This window comes from Acinetobacter sp. YH01024 (assembly GCF_013420195.1).
GTDB lineage: Bacteria > Pseudomonadota > Gammaproteobacteria > Pseudomonadales > Moraxellaceae > Acinetobacter > Acinetobacter amyesii.
This window is the reverse complement of the sequence record NZ_VOYQ01000017.1, coordinates 34,165-53,878: the sequence shown is the minus strand read 5'-3', so window position 1 is coordinate 53,878 and position 19,714 is coordinate 34,165. Positions and strand designations below refer to the sequence as shown.

The 19,714-nt window shown below is 37.5% G+C and carries 9 protein-coding genes and 4 pseudogenes; 3 read left to right on the top strand and 10 right to left on the bottom strand.

The annotated features are described in order from the left end of the window. Positions 1-742, bottom strand: a pseudogene (locus tag FTT88_RS09060) (IS4 family transposase); the annotation flags it as partial. A 383-nt stretch (positions 743-1,125) separates the two neighbouring features. Between FTT88_RS09060 and FTT88_RS09055 the strand changes: the two are divergent. After that, a complete protein-coding gene (locus FTT88_RS09055) occupies positions 1,126-2,745 on the top strand; it encodes an oleate hydratase (protein WP_180164537.1) in 1,620 nt (539 codons plus the stop codon). Positions 2,746-3,165: 420 nt separating this feature from the next. On the opposite strand, the pseudogene FTT88_RS09050 reads toward FTT88_RS09055, so the two are convergent. Then, positions 3,166-3,309 (bottom strand): annotated as a pseudogene (locus FTT88_RS09050) (IS4 family transposase); the annotation flags it as partial. Positions 3,310-3,321: 12 nt separating this feature from the next. Here FTT88_RS09050 and FTT88_RS09045 point away from each other — a divergent pair. Beyond that, a pseudogene (locus FTT88_RS09045) lies at positions 3,322-4,671 on the top strand (fructose-specific PTS transporter subunit EIIC); the annotation flags it as partial. Positions 4,672-4,700: 29 nt separating this feature from the next. On the opposite strand, the pseudogene FTT88_RS09040 reads toward FTT88_RS09045, so the two are convergent. Then, positions 4,701-4,937, bottom strand: a pseudogene (locus FTT88_RS09040) (hypothetical protein); the annotation flags it as partial. A 247-nt stretch (positions 4,938-5,184) separates the two neighbouring features. Between FTT88_RS09040 and FTT88_RS09035 the strand changes: the two are divergent. After that, the gene (locus FTT88_RS09035) at positions 5,185-8,532 is read left to right on the top strand and encodes a DEAD/DEAH box helicase (protein WP_180170590.1); all 3,348 of its coding nucleotides are present in this window, start codon (positions 5,185-5,187) and stop codon (positions 8,530-8,532) included. A 17-nt stretch (positions 8,533-8,549) separates the two neighbouring features. On the opposite strand, the gene FTT88_RS09030 is transcribed toward FTT88_RS09035, so the two are convergent. From FTT88_RS09030 to FTT88_RS09000, 7 genes are all read right to left on the bottom strand, one after another. Continuing rightward, entirely contained in the window at positions 8,550-9,839 is a 1,290-nt protein-coding gene (locus FTT88_RS09030; protein WP_180170591.1) for a type II toxin-antitoxin system HipA family toxin, read from the bottom strand. After that, positions 9,836-10,144 carry a helix-turn-helix transcriptional regulator gene (locus FTT88_RS09025; protein ID WP_034582588.1) on the bottom strand — a complete coding sequence of 103 codons (309 nt, stop codon included), beginning with the start codon at positions 10,142-10,144 and terminating at the stop codon, positions 9,836-9,838. Before FTT88_RS09025 ends, FTT88_RS09030 begins: the two co-directional genes overlap by 4 nt. A 286-nt stretch (positions 10,145-10,430) precedes the next feature. Then, complete coding sequence (locus FTT88_RS17525; RefSeq protein WP_001060549.1) at positions 10,431-12,791, bottom strand: DEAD/DEAH box helicase family protein; 2,361 nt, start codon at positions 12,789-12,791, stop codon at positions 10,431-10,433. Between the two features lie 123 nt (positions 12,792-12,914). Further along, the gene (locus FTT88_RS09015) at positions 12,915-13,277 is read right to left on the bottom strand and encodes an antitoxin Xre/MbcA/ParS toxin-binding domain-containing protein (protein ID WP_180164531.1); all 363 of its coding nucleotides are present in this window, start codon (positions 13,275-13,277) and stop codon (positions 12,915-12,917) included. A 130-nt stretch (positions 13,278-13,407) separates the two neighbouring features. Beyond that, positions 13,408-16,593: a site-specific integrase gene (locus tag FTT88_RS09010; protein ID WP_180173884.1), complete on the bottom strand. Its 3,186-nt coding sequence runs from the start codon at positions 16,591-16,593 to the stop codon at positions 13,408-13,410. Next, positions 16,577-18,850 carry a hypothetical protein gene (locus FTT88_RS09005; protein WP_180173883.1) on the bottom strand — a complete coding sequence of 758 codons (2,274 nt, stop codon included), beginning with the start codon at positions 18,848-18,850 and terminating at the stop codon, positions 16,577-16,579. The genes FTT88_RS09010 and FTT88_RS09005 overlap by 17 nt, the downstream gene beginning before the upstream one ends. After that, the gene (locus FTT88_RS09000) at positions 18,850-19,524 is read right to left on the bottom strand and encodes a hypothetical protein (protein ID WP_180164545.1); all 675 of its coding nucleotides are present in this window, start codon (positions 19,522-19,524) and stop codon (positions 18,850-18,852) included. Before FTT88_RS09000 ends, FTT88_RS09005 begins: the two co-directional genes overlap by 1 nt. Positions 19,525-19,714: the final 190 nt, after the last annotated feature.

Sequence of the window (19,714 nt, the reverse complement as noted above, 5' to 3'; positions counted from 1 at the left end):
GCATAATCACGAATAGCAGAAGCATTAAACATAGGAGAAACAACAAGTAAAAGTTCTCCATCTTCTAATCGTAGCGCACTAATATACAGTTTCACTCGACCAACCCAAATACGTCGTTTACGACATTCAGTTTGACCAACTTGAAGATGACGAAATAAATCACTAATTTTATGATTCTTGGCTAAGTGATTGGTCACAATAAAGTTTTTTTAACACGTATACAGAAGTTAATGTCATTTTCAATTAACCATTTCTCACCGATAAATTCTCTGTCTGCAAACACATTCACAATACGATCTTTACCAAAAATGGAGATAAAGCGTTGAATCAAAGCAATACGCTCTTTTGTATCTGAATTTCCACGTTTATTGAGCAATGTCCAAACAATAGGTATCGCTATTCCACGATAGACGATGGCTAACATCAAGATATTAATATCTCGTTTTCCCCATTTCCAATTAGTTCTATCCAAAGTTAATTGGACTTTATCGAATGAAAATATATTGAAAATTAACTGAGAAATTTGACGATAATCGAAATACTGATCTGCAAAGAAGCGTTGTATACGTCGATAAAATGATTGTGGTAATCACTTGATGGGTAAGGCTTTAGATGCAGAAGAAAGATTACATGTCTGTTTTACAATTAATGCAAGCATAATCAGTGTAAAACATTTTGCATGTGACTTGTTCCACTTTAGATATTTGTTTAAGATGAGATGTAACTCATTGAAATGTGTCATCATATTCGTCGTCAGAAAACAAGTATTATGCCATTATTTCAATGAGTTATCTTTTTTTGTCGTGTACAAAGATATTTTTTAATGATAAATAAAAAGCCTATTTTTAAAGAAATTTAGCATACGGCATAGTGAAAACAACAATAGAGCAATTACTCAACAATAAACATTAACATCAATTATTTAGATCATATTCAATTTTAATAAAAAGACAAATGTGTATTAAAAATAGCCATCATACGTCTATTTTTGATTACAAAATATAATGAGGGGATTGCTTCCCATTTCATACATTTTTCATATATAAAAAGACATACTATTTTTAAGGTTTTTCTAAACCAATTTTTTTACTTCATAATTTTTAACATCATAATTAAAGGTGAACCATGCAAAATAAGAAGCGCACCCCATTAGACGCGCAACAGTCCCATCTTTGGATTATTGGTGGTGGTATCGCAGGTATGGCTGCTGCTGCATTTGCAATCCGTGATGCCAAAGTCCCTGCCAAAAATATCCATATTTTAGAAGAACTCGATATTTCAGGTGGTTCGATGGATGGTGGACATACACCGCATGCCGCGCAAGCTTGGGTAACACGTGGTGGGCGAATGCTGACCGATGAAACTTATTTGTGCCTATGGGACTTATTTTCCAGTATTCCATCTTTGGAAAATCCAGACATTTCGGTGCGTGAAGAATGTCGTGAGTTTAATGAAAAAGTGAAAACCCACGCCAATGCACGGTTGATTGATGCCGAACATGTCATTGCGGATGCAGCAAAGCTTGGTCTGAATACGCTACATCGTGCACAGATGCTGCGCCTATTAGCTTCAAAAGAAGAAAAAATTGGCAGTCGCCGCATTGATGAGTTTTTTGATGAAACCTTTTTTGAAACCAATTTCTGGCGCATGTGGCGCACGACTTTCGCTTTTCAAAAATGGCACAGTGCAGCAGAGTTAAGACGCTATTTCTTGCGTTTTATTCAAGAATTGCCACGCATTCATACCTTAGCGGGTGTGAAACGTACCAAGTACAACCAATATGACTCGATGATTCTGCCCCTACAGCGTTGGTTAGTCGCACAAGGCGTCGATGTGCGTTTTGGACACTATGTCACAGATGCAGACTTCATTACCAATGCTGAAACTCAAGAACGCTACGCTTCACGCCTATATGTACAATTGCCTGAAGGCTCAGAGCAAATTAATCTGAAAGCCAATGATTTAGCTATTTTCACTTTAGGCTCTATTACAGCAGACTCACGTTATGGCGGTAATCATGACGTGCCTGCTCTTATTCGTCATCGAGAAGATCATGGCTGGACGCTTTGGGAAACGCTGGCACAAAAAGCCCCAGACTTTGGCCGTCCAATGACTTTTTATGGCAATGTCGATGAACATAAGTGGGAGTCTTTCACTCTGACCATGAAAGATGACGTGCTACTTAAACGTATTATTGACTATACAGACAATGAACCAGGCACAGGCGCACTCATGACTTGGTATGAGTCGGGTTGGCATTTATCCATCGTGGTTCCTGCACAGCCACACTTTGCCGACTTACCTGAAGGTTTATATACCTTATGGGGCTACGGTTTCCAAATTGACCATATAGGCGATTACATCAAAAAACCAATGTCCGAAGCCACGGGGCAAGAAATCCTAACAGAACTGATTAAACAGCTCGGTTTTGACGACATTTTAGATCATGTTTTGGCAACGACTGATGTTACTACCGCCATGATGCCATACGCCTCTGCCCTATTCGCCTGCCGTAAACCGGGGGATCGTCCACAGGTAATTCCACAAGGCTCACAAAACTTTGCTTTCCTTGGACAGTTTGTGGAAATTGAAGATGACGTGGTCTTTACTGTGGAATATTCAGTTCGTGGGGCGATGCTTGCCATTTATGAATTTTTTGGGGTGGAACGTGAAATCCCTGAAATTTACAACGGTCTACTTGATCCCAAAGTGGGTTTAAAAGCTTTAGAAACAGTGTTCCACTAAGTTTTTAATATATAGCGATAAGAGCACCTTTATGTCGCCACTATTACATAGTTTAATTTAAGCAACGTTTGGATACACGAGTGTGGCAGGGATGCCACACGTTATCCATCATAATAGGGATGTTATGTATGGGTAACAAAGGCTTTTGCTTTCTTTTGGCTTATCAAAAGTAAGGGTATTGCCTACACAAACACCTTTTATACTTTATTGAAAGTTGAGGCCGTGTACGCACCTAATTTTAAATTGGATAAAAAGAAAAATTAGATAAAACTTTATACCTCATTCGTAAATAAATTGACTAATCAACATAGGAAAAACATCTCCACGTTTTAAATAATACTCCGAAACTGACTAAGTGCTTTTCTATCTTTTTCTCATGATTTTAGATTTCATAAAAATTACCTCTGTACACGACAAATTTCATAGGATCCTTGTCCTATCAGGCTTTTTCTTTCTTAAAATTGCTAGCACTTTCTTAAATTCTTCTTTTTTTCCAAAACCAATCAAACGTAGAATAGCCATTTGAACATAGTCCAAACCGTAGCGAAATAAACTTACTGAAATGTAGGGGTTACACGGTTTGTCGCCATTACAGCATGTCCAACTGGTGTTGCGCATACGTTTATGGCGGCCGAAGCCTTACAACAAGGTGCAGTAAAGCACGGTTATCAGATTGATGTTGAAACCCAAGGATCGGTTGGGGCTAAAAATATTTTATCGGCAGAAAGTATTGCCAAAGCAGATGTGGTGATCTTAGCAACGGATATTGAGGTCAATACAGATCGCTTTGTAGGCAAACGTGTATATCGCTGCAGTACAGGATTTGCCCTTAAGCAAACGGATAAGACTTTTGCAAATGCAATTGCTGAGGCCAAAGTGCTTGAAACGGGTAAGCAAATAGCCACTAAGACAGGAAATGAAAACAAAGAAAAAACAGGAATTTATAAACACCTTTTAACAGGGGTGTCTTTCATGCTGCCGATGGTGGTGGCGGGCGGTTTGATCATTGCCATCTCGTTTATGTTTGGCCTCAATCCTGTTGAAGGAAGCTTTGCCGCATCCTTAAAGCAAATAGGTGCTGCAGCATTTACTCTTATGGTACCTATGCTGGCAGGTTACATTGCTTATTCTATTGCGGATCGTCCGGGTTTAACTCCAGGTTTGATTGGCGGTTTACTTGCCACACAATTAGAGGCAGGCTTTCTCGGTGGATTAGTTGCAGGTTTTATTGCAGGTTATATTGCGTTATTTTTATCGAAACAGCTTAAACTCCCGAGTAGCCTAGAAGCATTAAAACCAATATTGATTATTCCACTATTGGCCAGTTTAGCTGTTGGTTTAATCATGATTTATGTGGTTGGACAGCCTGTTGCACAATTGTTTGAATTACTCACACACTTCCTTGCCAATATGGGGACGACCAATGCCATGATCATGGGGGTTATCCTTGGGAGTATGATGTGTATTGATGTTGGGGGCCCAATAAACAAAGCGGCTTATGCCTTTACGGTGGGCTTACTTACGTCACAAACATACGGACCGATGGCGATTACCATGGCTGCGGGTATGGTACCGCCATTGGGTATGGCAATTGCAACTTTTCTAGCAAAGCATAAATTTGCCAAACCTGAGCAAGATGCAGGGAAGGCTGCTGTAGTTCTGGGCCTATGTTTCATTTCGGAAGGGGCTATTCCGTTTGCTGCCAAAGACCCGATTCGAGTGCTTCCATGTGCGATCGCAGGTGGTGCTGTAACTGGGGCTTTGGTTGCATTATTTAAATGTGAACTAGTCACTCCTCATGGCGGTGTAATGGTACTGATCATTCCGAATGCGATGAATTATCCATTAAAATATTTATTGGCGATTGCGATTGGAAGTGTGGTGACTGGTGTAGCTTATGCCGTAATAAAACAACGGTTAGAATAAGCCCTTCATAGAAGCTTTGTGAAAGCTATTTAGTGCAATAAATGAATATTATGCTCAATCCTATTTTGGATCAGTTGGAGAGTCTCTGCTTGAATTTGTCCAGGTAATAGGTCATGAGCGATATTGCTGAATCAGATTGTAACCTTACAAATCGAGCCAATAATTTCATCAACTTCTTGGACACAAAGTTCCGCTTCCTGAGTACCAAGTTTCACAAGAGCTTGTCGAGGAATATTCAGTGCCTCACCCATGATATCCATTTGATGTGGAGGAAAGTTCTAAACCTTTACTGATCGCTTCTGCACTGTATTCAAAGGCGATTAATGGCCGACCTGTGATTGCGGTTGAGGAGACCAATGTACCCCAAAGCCAATATTCACCCCATCCATTGTAGTAAACATTAAGTTTTTGAGCATGGATTTATTTCCTTTTGATACGTTGGCGAGCAGTACTGTTCTGAAATGACAGCTTTGTCCGTTATAATTGTATAAACATTTTTGGTTTCTGGTAATTATGTCCTCATTGATCAATTTTCTATCTCGCTTTAGTACAGCAACTCTTCAGCGCAGTCTGAGCTATGCTAAACACATTGATAGGGAAACGATTGAGTTCTTTGAGGAAAAAGACGGGGTTACGATGTATGCCCAAATTGAAGGGACAGATTATTACGATACTGCAATTACCTATAATCCACAAAAAGACCGTTTAATCGATGACGACTGCACTTGTCCGGTTGGATATAACTGTAAACATGCTGCTGCTTTAGCACGGTTATTCTTTCAGGAATATCGCCAGGAATTTCAGCAGCGTTATGCTGACTCTCAATCCCCGCAGGGAATCGCAAAACGCCAACGGGAGGATGATCAGGCGCAGCGCTGGTTGAATGATTTTAAACGGTATTTACAACAGACTGAACCAGAGCAATCTGTCAAAACAAACAATTATTTAATTTACCTGCTAGATCAGTCTGTCAGCTTAAAGAAATTGACAGTTGATGTGCAGAAAGCCAGACGCAATAAAAATGGCTCAATTGCAGGGGAAAGTTATTATACCCAATATGAAAATATCACCAGAAAGCATCTGACTTTACCTGAACAAAAACGACAATTATTTAACCAGATTTATTATTACGCCAAAATAAACAGCGACGAGCGCTTTTATCAGAGCAATCTTGATATCTCCGGAATTTTATTGGAGCATTTCAAATCTTTTATTCAAAGTGGCGATGTGTACTGGCAAAAAAAGAGCCATACTGCACTTCAATGGTCAGAACAAGGCTATCACATCGAACTGATCTGGCAACAAGGTGTAAACAAACAGACAGAGCATTTAAACATTGAATTGGTCAATGGTGATATTCGACTCGATTTGAAATCAAATCCACATATTCAGATTCTCGCGAGCCATCCACCATGTTATGTGGATATTCAACAGAATACGGTGGGCCAGTTATATGGTGAATATACGGCAAATCTTCTGTACCATTTTTTACAGATGCCTGATCTTCCATCTACGCTCTTGCCAGAGTTTGAGCAGCTTAGCCATCAATATTCAGACGTGAAAAATCTGCCTCAGCCCGAGTCTATTCAGCATATTGAGGTTCTTGAGGGTAGTCCCCAGCCCATTTTACGCTTTGGTGTTGTAGATAAACTTCATTGGAAATGGGAAGAGTCTGTTTGTGCCGAAATTGAATTCTCCTATGCAGGCGGGCGAATAAAAGCAGGTACATCAGGTGACAGTTTTATTGGTGAGCAGCATGGCAAAATGGTGCGACAGCTTCGGGACTTAGTTCAGGAACAACAGTCAATCCAGCGTTTACAGCTATTGGTCGAATCACTGAAGTGGGTAAAAGATCTTAATTATTACCAGCAATTAAAACTGGATAAACAACGTCTTGATTCTATGGTTTTTGCGTTCTATGGAGACTGGATCAAACAGCTGATGCCCATCAATCAAATTGAATTGATTGGATGGCAGATAGAGCATCTGGAACACAGCCCATTTAAGCTGCAATATGTTGAAAATTTAAATATTTCCATCACTGAATCTGAAAGCCAACAAGACTGGTTCAATATCGGGGCGACCGTTCAGGACAGTGCAGGCAATAGCTATGATTTACTCGATGCACTTGTGGCTTTGGTGAAAGAACAGCCTGATTTACTTGATCCACGGATTTTTGGTCATCTGAATGACAGTCAAATTTTCACCGTGAAAACTGCAGTTGATCAACCTGATTTGGCGCTATCCGCTAGGGATATTAAGCCGGTATTATTGCATCTGCAGAGCATTTTACAGCAAGAAGAGCGCAGTATTGATCGCTATGATGCGAGTCAATTATTAGAATTGCAGCATAATCTTGGGATGACATGGCAGGTCAGTGATCGCCTGCAGAAATTTGTACATAAATTCAAACAAGGCTATCAGCAACAACTGCCAACACCACAAGGTTTTCAGGGGGAGTTGCGTCTATACCAGCAGCAGGGCTTAGGCTGGTTACAGTTTTTAAGGGAAACCCAGCATGGCGGGATTCTGGCAGATGATATGGGTTTGGGTAAAACAGCACAAACTTTAGCCCACTTACTCATGGAAAAGCAGGCTGGTCATTTGCAGGACAGACCCGCCTTAATTGTTGCACCCACATCGCTGATGCATAACTGGTTCAAAGAAGCGGAAAAATTTACCCCTGAGCTCAAGGTACTGCTGCTACAAGGCCCCGACCGCCATCAGTATTTTGAGCAGATTTCACACTATGACATTGTGTTAACCACCTACCCGCTCTTGGCGAGAGATGAAGAGCAACTAAAGCAATATGAATATCATCAACTCATTCTGGATGAAGCGCAGAATATTAAAAATCCGCGTGCCAAAGCTGCACAGGTAGTACGGCAATTAACAGCGCGACATCGTCTATGTCTAACCGGTACACCTATGGAAAATCATTTGGGTGAGCTGTGGGCACTATTTTATTTTCTAATGCCAGGATTTTTATATTCACAAGAAATCTTTAATAAAAAGTACCGCTATCCTATTGAAAAACGCGGTGATCAGCAGTTAAGGCAAAAGTTGGTAAACCGCATTAAACCCTTTATTTTACGTCGCTTGAAAACTGACGTTGCCAAGGAATTGCCTGAAAAAACCACGATTGAAGTCAATATTGACATGAATGAGCAGCAATCCAAGCTATACGAGGCTGTTCGCGCCACGATGCAGGCAAATATTCAGAAAATTGTGGCAGAAAAAGGCTTTAAGCGTAGTCAAATCCAAATTTTAGATGCCTTGCTGAAGCTGCGTCAGGTCTGTTGTCATCCTAGCTTGCTGAAACTGGATTCAGTTAAAACCGGGCAGGCGTATTCTGCCAAACTTGAACAGTTGATGGATATGGTTGTTCCAATGGTGGAAGAGGGACGAAAAATTCTTATTTTCTCTCAGTTTACCTCAATGTTGGAACTGATTGAACAACAGCTCTATCACGCAGAAATTGGCTATGTGAAGCTGACTGGAAAGACCAAAAAGCGAGATGAAGTCATTACAGCATTTCAGTCTGGACAAGTGCCGGTATTTTTAATCAGTCTGAAAGCAGGAGGGGTCGGTCTGAATCTAACTGCCGCAGATACGGTCATTCACTATGATCCATGGTGGAACCCTGCTGCTGAAGATCAAGCTTCAGATCGTGCATGGCGGATTGGACAGGACAAGCCGGTATTTGTGTATAAGCTGATTACCAATAAAAGCATAGAAGAAAAAATTATTGCCTTGCAGCAGAATAAAGCAGAACTGGCACAGTCTATTCTAAGCACAGATCATGAGGGAGAAGCGAAACTGACGGAAAATGACGTGATGAACTTGTTTGAGAAATTTTAGTTTGGTTTCAGGTTACCCTAATCATCTGTAAGTATCTGAAAGTCTGGATGCAATTTTTTCCAATGTTCTCTTAATTTTTCTTTATGAACAGAAATCATAGGTAAGTCTAGTAATAGCGCTGGCCATACTGACCGTGCTTTATCGATGATCTCACGAAGTTGTTTTTCTATAACACGCCATGGAACACCGACTTTTTCAGCCCATTGTTCAAAGTGTTTCATCTCAGCTAAATACCAATCTTTATTTTTGGCAAGATTTAAGGCGAAATGACGCTCATTTTCAATATATACACTTGTCATCAATATATCGTATGCAGGGGATAATCTTGGCGTTGTTTTATCGTGATAAATCATACTCCAGTTCTTTAAGTGTGCATCTCCATTGGCGAGTAAAATATTGACGAGTAAACGGCTGGCAAATTGCTGAATATCAAAAATTTTGTTATCTGAATAGTGATAAATGATCTTACCGATCTGCTCATAATTTGTGGTGCTGTATTTCTGCTGTGGATATGAACCAAAGATCTGAGCAAAATCTTCAATATGAATAAGCTCTGTAGTATTAGCAGTACTCTGCCTATCGAATCTTTTGATTGCAAAAGCATATTGCTCTTGGGGTAAATTTAATGGTGGAAGGTTTTGTAAGAGTGCCATATCCACCAAGCGAATCTCAGGGACATCTATTCCAACCATTTTGGCAAGGCTCATCATAGAATATTCATTTAGCGGAACAAAAGCATGTCTGGAAGAAGGAGTTTTGATAATCCAGTCCCCGAGTAGAGACGATTCCGTTGCCTGGACTAGTGTAAAACGCCCATCTTTGGCTTTCATGGAAAACTTCATTTGGACGCCGGCCAAGGAAAACTTATTATCTGTTCGAATCTCTTGCTTTAAGATCTGATCTGGATTAGAGATCTGCAGTTTGAATTTTATTTCATCTGGAATTTCTTCTGGATCTAATGGAGTCGCAATGAGTGCTCCAGGTAAATCATGACCTAAAGCTGCCAATAACTGAAATTCATTGTCTATATGTACTTTGAGGCTTTGTGCAATCAGTTCGCGTAATGCACCTTCTGGTAGCAAGTTTGATAGCAAGGGATGTAAACGCTGATGTGTAACATAGGTCTTTTCTAAAATCTTATCCACTTGAGGATACAAGGGGGAAGTCAGCAGGCTCAAGGTTGGGCGTTGCTGATCAGAGCGGAAAGAATCTGTAAAAACCAGAATATTTTTTCCGCTCTGAAATCCTGCCAAGTATCCAACGACAGCGTGATGTAATGTTAATTTCAGGACGGCAACAGTATTCATGGTTCCTCTCCTCCGAGAAGACCCTTCCATGGGTTAGTCATTAAGTCATCCTGATCTTCAATAGTGACTTCAATTTCATCATTCAATAATTGTCTAATCAAATGAACCTTATCATCAGGGATGAGCATCAGTTGAGCATTTAATCCTGCCGCGATAATTTCTAAGGTCTCTAATCGAGGGTTACCCTGACTTTCCAGCTTTTGGTATTGCTGTCTTGAAATGCCTGTACGGGATTGCATATCAACTTGCTTTAAGCCCAATTGGGTTCGTCTTTTTTTGATTTGCTGAAGTAAAGACTCATTCATTGTAGACACATTTATTGCTTTTTAGTGTTATAAGAAACATATTAGTTTCTTTTTTCTTGAAAAGCAATTTATGATTTTATCATTTCGATCTGCAAAACAGCCTTAGCTACGTAGTGATCTGAAATGACTCTGAAAATACAGTTAAAATTTGCATTCGGACCCGCATCCTTTGTGATGGCCAGTTATTTTGATGCCAAGGAGACCCACACATTTAGAATTTTAAAAGCGGCTTTACGTTTAATTATCTTATGGATTGAAAATTGGGGTAGTGTCAATAGATCTAAAATTATAAAACGATATTATTGTGTGATTGTTCTACAATATAGCCTAGAGCTTTATAACTTTTACTCCTTCTCTGAAACATTTTGACAAATATCGGATGGTTAACATCAACATAATCATATACCTGAACTTCAAATTTACCTTCATTTGATCTATGAATACGCCCAACATATTGAGCCAAAGTGCCTTTCCATGAAATCGGGAATGCCAAGAACAAGGTATCTAAACGAGGAAGATCAAAACCTTCACCAATGTATTTTCCCGTGGCAATCACAACATGAGCATCATCTAAATTTTGTTTTTCTTTTATGTTTTTTGTATGGCTCATACCTCCCTGTAAAATAGATGTTTTATACCCTAAATCATTCAACTTATTTCTAAGATTTTCGGCATGTTTTCTACGTTCAGTTAAAATTAACGGGATCTGACCATTTTGAATACAATGAGAGACATCTTTAATAATGGCATTATTACGTTCTGTATCTTCAGTAAGATGTTGCATCAGCTTTGAAATATGTGGTTTATTTTCGGTACCAAAGAAAATTTCTGGGAATTCACCTTCATAATTTACTTTTATTAATAATTTTTTAAGCTGGGTGTGATTGTTGGATTTTGCTTTGTATACAATAGAACCAGCTTGCATGAAAATAATGGGTTGATGCCCATCTTGACGTTCTGGTGTAGCAGTTAACCCGAGAATGTAGTAGGGACTGACTTCACTGAGAAGAAATTCATAGCTTGGTGCGGATAAATGGTGGCATTCATCTACGATAATTTGTCCGTAATTAAAGGCGATAGGTTTGATTGAATTATTTACACGGTTGATTAGACTTTGATATGTTGCAATGTCAATTTGATTAGATGGTTTGGCTTTTCCACCTTGTATTGTACCAATTTCGACATCGGCTAAAAATGAATGTAATCGTTCTTTCCATTGAGAAACAAGTTCTTTGTTATGAACAATAATGAGTGTATTTGTTTGGCGTTTGGCAATGATAGAGATTGCAGTAACAGTTTTTCCAAAAGCCGTTGGTGCATGTAGAACTCCAACATCGTGTTCAAGGATTTTTTTACATGCCATTTCCTGTTCAGAGGATAATTCGGTAAGTAGATTTATATTGACTAATATGTTGCCTTTAGTACGTTGATCTTTTAGTTTTATTTTAGTATCTTGTTGATTAAGCAAGTGAATTATATCTGTTAGGCATCCTCGTGGTAAACTGAGATATTGTCCTTCAAGGCGGGCACAGCATATGTGTCTTGGAATTCCTGTCGTTGAAAAACGCATTGCTTGTGCTTTAAAAAAACGAGGGTTGGAGAAAGTGGCTAATCTTTTTAATTGAGCTATCAATTGAGAGGGTAATGTCTGAATTGGAATGTGAATCATATTTGCGAATACCAATTCAATAGCGTCTGGACATCCCGCGATCTTTTGATTTTTTTTAGGAATATTTTTTACCCATGGAGCCTCATGGTCAACATCTGTTTGATTCTGTTCGATGAAATTGTAGCCTAGTTCATTCACAATATTATTAACTTCAGAAGAACTCATTAATTCAGTTTGTTGTAAAACAGTCCATGGGTCAGTAAAGGCATTAAAGTTACTGTCAATAAAGGTACTATTTCCTAGCGCTCTTGCGTGCTTTTGTAAGGGTAATGCTATTAAATTTCCAAATCCGCCTGCTGGCATGTGATCTTGATTTGGAAACATACGATCATAAGATTCAAAATCTAGAGCTGGATAAAGTTCCATGGCCTTATCTAGAATACCTGCACCCATTAAGCGAGCTTGCTTAGCTGCAATTGGTTCAGAGAAAAATATCCAAACATGTGCGCCATTACCTGAACGAGAGCGCTCAACCAAAAATGGTATATTTAAAGATAAGCACGCTTCAGAAAATGCAGTTACACAATTTTTCCAATCTGATTTATCAAAATCTACTGCGAGTAACCTACATTGATCTGTTGCTAATAGTGGGTAAATGCCTATAACTTTCTGTCCAGTTAAATGAGAATAAAGAACTTCTTGTGTGATGGGTAATAGTTGACGGCTTTTACAGTCTGAACATTTAATTTGAGGTTTGTAACAAATGCCATGTTTCCACTCATTTGCACAAGCAACAGAATAACCAGATTTTCCACTGCTATTTTCCCAACGATAAGCAAAGGTATCAGTTCGTCCAATAAACCTTTGAGAAAATAATAAAAGTCTTTCTTCTGCTGATAAATAATTCTTATTTTTTTCTTCAAGCGATATAAGTTTTTCTTTTTCTTGATAAAGGCTTTGATATTCATTTTGTAATAATGTGATTTGGTCTAAAATTTGCTGTAATCTAACTGCAATTTCTTTTAACTTATTATTCACTGATTTTTCCTAAAACACAGCTATTACTGTCCTAATATCAAATCTTAAATTAAAGAATTACAATATAATAAATCAATTAATTTTCAAAATATTATACAAAATTATTTATATGCATTAATTTCTTTAAAGTTCTGCTCGAAGACCCTCTAGCAATTGTAAAACAGAGAACAATCCCTGAGCATTTTGAATCTGTTCTACCGGAATGCCATTAGTTAATTTATTTGATGACTTCATGAAATGCTGCATCCAGGTAGTATCTCCACCCGCCAGAGCATCTAGTGATGTGGTAATACGGATTAAAGTGAGGGCGATTTCTCCCTGTTTTGAAGTGGGATCTAATTCAAGAGAGGTTAAAGTTTTCACCGAATCTATACTGAGTATTAAGGCTAGTTGATCCTGTGCAAGACCAAGTCGTTCAGCAGCAGCTAAAACTGCCTTAGCTAATATCATTTTCTGTTTTGCAGTTTTTTCTGATGTTGTATGCATGACCGATCCCTGTTTCAGACGCTGCTAATTCATAGAGTTTATACTATTTAATTATCGTTGATCAGACACTCAATTTTTACTAAAGATATATTAAGTTTGGCTTTAGATAAGGAAGCAACGGTTAAATTATTTAACCGCATGTAGTGATTTTTAGAGCTTCAACTTGCAGTTCAAGAGATCGAGGTCTGCCAATACAGGCTAGATGTAAGCAAAATTTAAATGCAGCAAGAGCATGACCATCTTTTACTGAGTAGAGTTGTAGACGAGGAAATTCCTCTTGAGTTGATGGATGTTTATCTGTTGATGCTTTTGCTAATTTGAAAAGTTGAGGCTGTTGTTTAGCATCTAACTTTGTTTGCAAATCTTGTCCAAGTAAGTGCCAAAATTTGGCAGGAAATAAAGCCTTAACTTGGGAGTAAAAATGTTCGAGTTGATCGATATTCTTCCAGCGATAATGGATACCTGTGTGTGATGCCGTCACTCGATTCAAAAATATATTCAGAACGGATTCAATTTGTGCTGGATTTTTACGAGCTATTTTCTGTAGATGTTCAAAAAAATAAGTCACCGCATGAAGCTCTTCAGCGCTATCAAGCATTGCTGGTTTTAAGTGGGTTGAGCTATCAATACTAAATAAACGTGGATTCCCTTTTTTTGATTTAATGTTTGCTAAATTTAGAGCATTTTCATACCAATAATTGACGAGTTCTTCTGGCAAGCACATACGTTGAGCTGTACTTTTAGGATCTTGAGTAGTCTCCAATATATTGAGCGTTTCATAGAAGCGTTGAAGTGAAATTTTAGAATCTTCTGTTCCAACAAAGAAATCAAAAAAATCATGGGATTGATCTATTTGTAACGACAGTTCATCTAAAATGTCAGTAGCATTACTTTGGAGCCAGTTTGTTTGATCGTTCAATAATATCGTTGCTAGAGCGGCCTGATTTTTTTCAAAATTAAAGTCTTTTTCATCCGTTGTTATTTTCAAATTTTTAAACGTTGCATTGTAGCCCATGATTTTTTTAGCCAGTTCATTTGGCATATCTGGATGATGTTTTAGTAGTTTTTGACCAGCTATGAAATAACTTAAATGAATATAGCTTTTGAATGTTTCAACTGGCTCTATATGTCCTAAGAGATGTGCAATAACAAACCAATGGTTTTGTCCATGTTGATTTTGAAGTAGCTCAGCTCGAATTTTTTGATATTCGTTTTCGCTATAGTCGGTTAGCTTTTGCACAAGTGGTGCATATTCACAGTTCAGTAAAAGCGATAAATGATTCGCTGCAGTGTGACGAAAAGAGTGAAAGGAGTAATGATGCCCTTTAAAGATCTGATTTAATATCAGTTTTAGAGGTACGGTGACAGTGTGTTTATTCAGTTTTTTATTTTCATTCAAGTTGCTGAACAAATATAAACTTTTCTTGTTCTCTAAACGTTTTTCAACAACAAAATCGCTAAAGAATTGGTATTCCTCATCTTTAAGTAAAGCGTAGGCAGGCACAATCCGTTCCGCACTATCAGTTTTGAGCAGATGTTGATTCCCTTGTTTTTTTGAACCATAAGGCTGAACCCAGATAGAAAATTGATTTAAACCCTCGATATCTTTTACACGTAACCCGAGTATTTCATTAATACGCATACCAGTACGGTAAGCCAAAATATAAATAATTTTTAATAATTTATAGTGATGGTCTGAGATGGATTGGTCATGTAAGAGCTGATTTAACTTCTTTAATATGACCTGGAAGGCTGTGTGACCTATGATGCGTGCCCGTGGTCGACTTTGCGATGCAATAAATTCAAGTTCAAAATCTTCTGCTTGAAAAACAATTTGTTGAAAGGTGTGAAAGCGTTTCAACATGCGGATTGTTTGGTCTTTAGATTTTTTAAACTCAGGTCGATCTGCTTCATCAGCAAGTCGTGTATTGCTAATGATTTGTTGATAGATTTTGTTCAGCAGATCATTAATGTCATCGTCGGCATCGAAGTATTGTAAGGCATGAGTTAAAAACGGTTCTGCGATCCGGGTGTAATATGTATAGATTGAACTATCTGCGAGTTTTTGATTGTCTTGAAATGCCTTCGTGTACAGAGTTGTATCAAAATCAAAGGTGGCTGAGAGTTCATTTATTTGCTTTAAACTCGGTCGGTAGAGGCTGATGAGCCATAACACAATGCGTTTAGAAAACTCATTAAATTGCTTTTGGTGACGCAAGAAAAAATCAATAATGAGTTCAGCAATAGGTTGGTCCGTTGATGATGTGCGAATTATTTTCAGCAAGTTTTTATGAATAAATATCACATTCTCTACTGCTTCAGACGTATTGAGATCTGGTAGGACTTTGGCTGTAGAAGAGACATTTCGTTCGATTTCATCAGTTAATTGAGTTTTAAATTTTGGGAATGCAAAGTTTTCAAACTCATGTTCTGATAAACCACACGTGAGTGTGTTTTCTAACAAACATTGTGAAAGGGCAGGATCAACATCTGCATTCTGCAGTTGTAGCCAATTAAAATTGGCGTAGTCACGTAAAAACTTAAAAGTCTTTTTGGTGTATGGATGTTTTATTTTTTGAAAAATGAGGTGCAGATACGCATTCACGTCTAGACTGATGTCACGAATTTGTCTTGTATTGAAGTGAATGAGCCAGAGTCGTGTGAGTTGATCTGGAACAAAATTACGTGATTTTCGTATCGTTTTTTCATCAACAAATAGATCGCCATAGCTTGGAGAAAGTGGCTCTAAAAAGATGATATTAAAATCGCAAATTTTTTGGATTTTTTCAGGGTTTTTTAAATGTTCGAGCAAAGCATTTAATGAAGCTGTTTGATTTAATCCACCGTATAACATTGAGCAAAGCAGAATATTCCCAATAATTTCATCATCAGAAAAAGCGGAACTATCTTGAGCAAGAATCCAGTAATCCCACAGTTTTTCGAGGATGATGTCAATTTCATGACCGGCTTGGATCCAATCTAAGGTGAAAATTGGTTCATCGCGTTTCATCTCAAAGGTGAGATAAGGTAGTGGGAGGTCTAGGTTATTACTTTTATTGAGGTCTTTGATATATGTTCGGAAGAATTCATGAGCATATTTTTTCCAGGCAAGATTCGGTGCTTTACGTTTAATAAACTCATAAATTGCAGGATAAGCTTGAATTAAGTCTTCATTTGAGAATTTTTGTTCATCAAAGTATTGTCGGAGCTCTTGTTCTGCACCAGCTCGTATGTCGTTTTTAGACTTATCTCGTTTGAATTGACGTCTGTCTTCAGCATAGCGTTTTTCTGAGATTTTTTTATTGCGTGATGACATGAGCTTCAACACCTGTAATTTTAAAATATGTTTTCATTTGCTCTAAAACATCTGCAATTTTAGAAAATTGAGAGAGCGATAAACTGGAAAATGGATGTGCTGCTTCTTGTTGCATTAGTTCATGCCCAAATAGAGCTAAAATTTCAGGTTCAGAAAATTTATGAGTCAAAAATGCACGAGCTGTGTGGCGATGCCAATTTTCATGAGCAAGTCCTAATTCAGGATGGAAATTTTTGACTGTAGAATGACTTAGTGGTTTCCACTCATCATCTTGGATGATTCCCAAAAAGGGCAGCTTACTTGCTTCTATTTGTTGTATAGCATCACTTAAAGCTGGATGACTCATCATGATTTGAGTCGAAAAATATTCTAAAAATTTAAGGAATTTTTTTATCTCTTCAACTAAAAATGAACAAAGTGGGATTAAACGTCCGAATCCATTGCGGCCGCCTGCTTCTTTGTCAGAAACCATCAAAATTTGGCGTTTTAAATTAAAGTTTTTAAGAAATCCAGGGAATTCAGCAACGGGGCGTGCTGCTGTAAAAAGAAGCAGGATATGCCACATCCATATGTTGTAGTGGTTGTATATAGCAATCAGATCGTCTTCAGCTTGTGAAAAAATATTAAACTTCAATACAGCAAAAATCTCTGTAATGATCTGTGGTTTTGGAGCTTTACGACTACCAAAATGAATTATTGAATCAGGGGGCGAAGGTACACAACTTTCATATGTGCTTGCTATATCTGCACAAAGTGATTTTAGAATATCAACATATTGTGCATGTAATCGTGGAATATTCTGATGACAATAAGAAATAGATGATGACTGATTGGCATCAATCCCTGTGATTAAATCTGCGAGTTGTTTATTCCCTGTTTTTGCAAGAACCGTATGATGCAGTAGAGAACTCACCTTTACGACAGACAGTTTTGGAATCAATAATTCTTGTCTTAATTTGCGTAAATATTGCTGTATATCATCGAAACTAACCGAATCCATTTTGCGGAGATCCTCAATGAATAGATTCGGGACTGGAATGTCTAAATAGATCGTCTGATTAAGCAAGCTTGTTGAATACTCAAAATCACGGTTCTCAAATACATTAAATTTACTGCTTAAGAAGAATTGATCATTTTTATGGATCAATTTTTGGCGGTTATTTAAGCTTTTAGCTCGCTTGCTTTGTATATATAGCCACTCATTCACACTGTTGCCTGTCAAAAATGCGAGCATCAGGATTAAAGCACTTTTATTTTGATGTTCAGAGTAGTCCACATGAAGTCTTTTCAGTAGATGGTTCACGCTAGATGGATTCGGGAAAAAACTACTCGACGTAAGTAAATGTTCTTTGCGTTGAATATGTTTTGCAACAAGCGGTAGAACATAGTTTTGACTCGTTTCTGAATGTGCTGCAAGTGGTGTGACGTGAGTTGGATTGACAACAATTTGCCGATTAATCGGCTCATCGATTAAGGTTTCTATATTCAGTGCTTTAGATTTAGCCCCTTTTTTGATTTCGATACTTTCTTCAATGAATTGTTCTTCATCAAGAAACTGATGTTGAAGCTGCGTATCGATACTTGCACGTGCAATCTTCGCTTTGTTTTTTAAAATGTAGTTAAAAGTAATCCGAATATCATTGAGTAGATTGCGATCAAACTCAGGCAATTCATCCGTATCTAATGTGATCAGATGTTGAATAAATTGTTCTAAGCTCTGTGTTGGATCTTGAAGATAGGTACTCCAGAGACGTTGATACTCTTCTGTATTTTGATATTTTTTTTCAGTATCTAAATTTTTATTTGCAGTCCTAAAGCGCTGGAATAAGCGCTTTACGGTATTGAAGTGTTCTGTGTGTGCTTGTTTAAAAAGCTCTGGTTTAAGCTCAGGAAGAGCAATTAAATAAATTGCCGCTTTTAAAACTAAAATATTCCAATGCTGCGCATGAGTTTGTGATTCAGATAGTTGCGCAATTGAATTGATATATGACGTGATTGGCAGATTGCTGATCTTAACTTTTTTAGAAAAAGAGATTACCGACGGCTTTGGTAAATCTGACTGAAATTTTATATCGGCGTTAAAGTAATCGAGATTGAGACCATCTAAAAAGTTGTCAGTCTGTTGAGAAGATAATAATTTAATTATAAAGTTAATATGTTGTGCACGTTCAAATTGCTCATCATTGAACAGTTTTTCAATCGTTTTTTGTAGTGAAATAACGGGTAAATCAATATGCTCGTTTAGTTCGTTAAACATCAAGATCTCCAAATTTTTTCTGCAGTTATGCAACTATCAGAGCAATCGATTAGTTCTTTTGCACACCTGCTGTGTTGTGATAATTCAGTAAAAATTTGTGTACGTTCTTGCTTGATATTTTTTATACGTTGATTGAGTTGATTACGAGAACATGAAAGTAATTGTGCGAGTAGTTCTAGACTCATTTGATGATGAGGTTTGAACGAAGTCTTTTTATTAAGTGTTAATAACGTTTGACGCGAAAGATGAGTGTTAATCAAATGTAAAGTTTTTCTTGGATTTAACGACTTGATGTCAAGTTTTACAGTTTTGATAAATTGAATAAATTCACGACTGCATAACTCCTTAAGAAATACTAATTCATCATCTGAAAAAGTAGGTTGTTGATGGATAATTAAAGTGATTTCTTTAACATCTTGTTTTACATAGCTTAGATATAAGTGGATATTATTAAAGATGGTATAGCCATCAATTTTTTCGCTTTTCCATACATGGAGCTCTTTTATGCGATTAGAAATATCTAAATCTACAGCAAGTTTTTGAAATATATTTAAGTAGCAAAGATGTAAACCATAAGCATTTGGATCAATCATAATTTTGATTTTTTGAAAATTTTTTACAGCTTTTATCTGTGTTTTTGGAAACTTTAAAAGTAGTTCAGATGTCAAATCCATAAACGGCATTGAGTAAAAACAATACAGTAATATTCATCTATTTTTTAATAGAGGAGCAATGGCTGGAAATACCATATATTGTGTTATTGAATTATAAAAATCCCTGTATATAGTAATTTTTCTCTTTTTTAAATGGTAATTAAAACCAAACAGGGATAAGTTTTTAGTAAGCATATAGATAAATTAAATT

Excerpts from the sequence above, each read along its gene's own strand:
- FTT88_RS09055 (WP_180164537.1), top strand. The coding sequence starts at position 1,126 with ATGCAAAATAAGAAGCGCACCCCATTAGACGCGCAACAGTCCCATCTT.
- FTT88_RS09035 (WP_180170590.1), top strand. The coding sequence starts at position 5,185 with ATGTCCTCATTGATCAATTTTCTATCTCGCTTTAGTACAGCAACTCTT.
- FTT88_RS09030 (WP_180170591.1), bottom strand. The coding sequence starts at position 9,839 with ATGAATACTGTTGCCGTCCTGAAATTAACATTACATCACGCTGTCGTT.
- FTT88_RS09025 (WP_034582588.1), bottom strand. The coding sequence starts at position 10,144 with ATGAATGAGTCTTTACTTCAGCAAATCAAAAAAAGACGAACCCAATTG.
- FTT88_RS09015 (WP_180164531.1), bottom strand. The coding sequence starts at position 13,277 with ATGCATACAACATCAGAAAAAACTGCAAAACAGAAAATGATATTAGCT.
- FTT88_RS09010 (WP_180173884.1), bottom strand. The coding sequence starts at position 16,593 with ATGTCATCACGCAATAAAAAAATCTCAGAAAAACGCTATGCTGAAGAC.
- FTT88_RS09005 (WP_180173883.1), bottom strand. The coding sequence starts at position 18,850 with ATGTTTAACGAACTAAACGAGCATATTGATTTACCCGTTATTTCACTA.
- FTT88_RS09000 (WP_180164545.1), bottom strand. The coding sequence starts at position 19,524 with ATGGATTTGACATCTGAACTACTTTTAAAGTTTCCAAAAACACAGATA.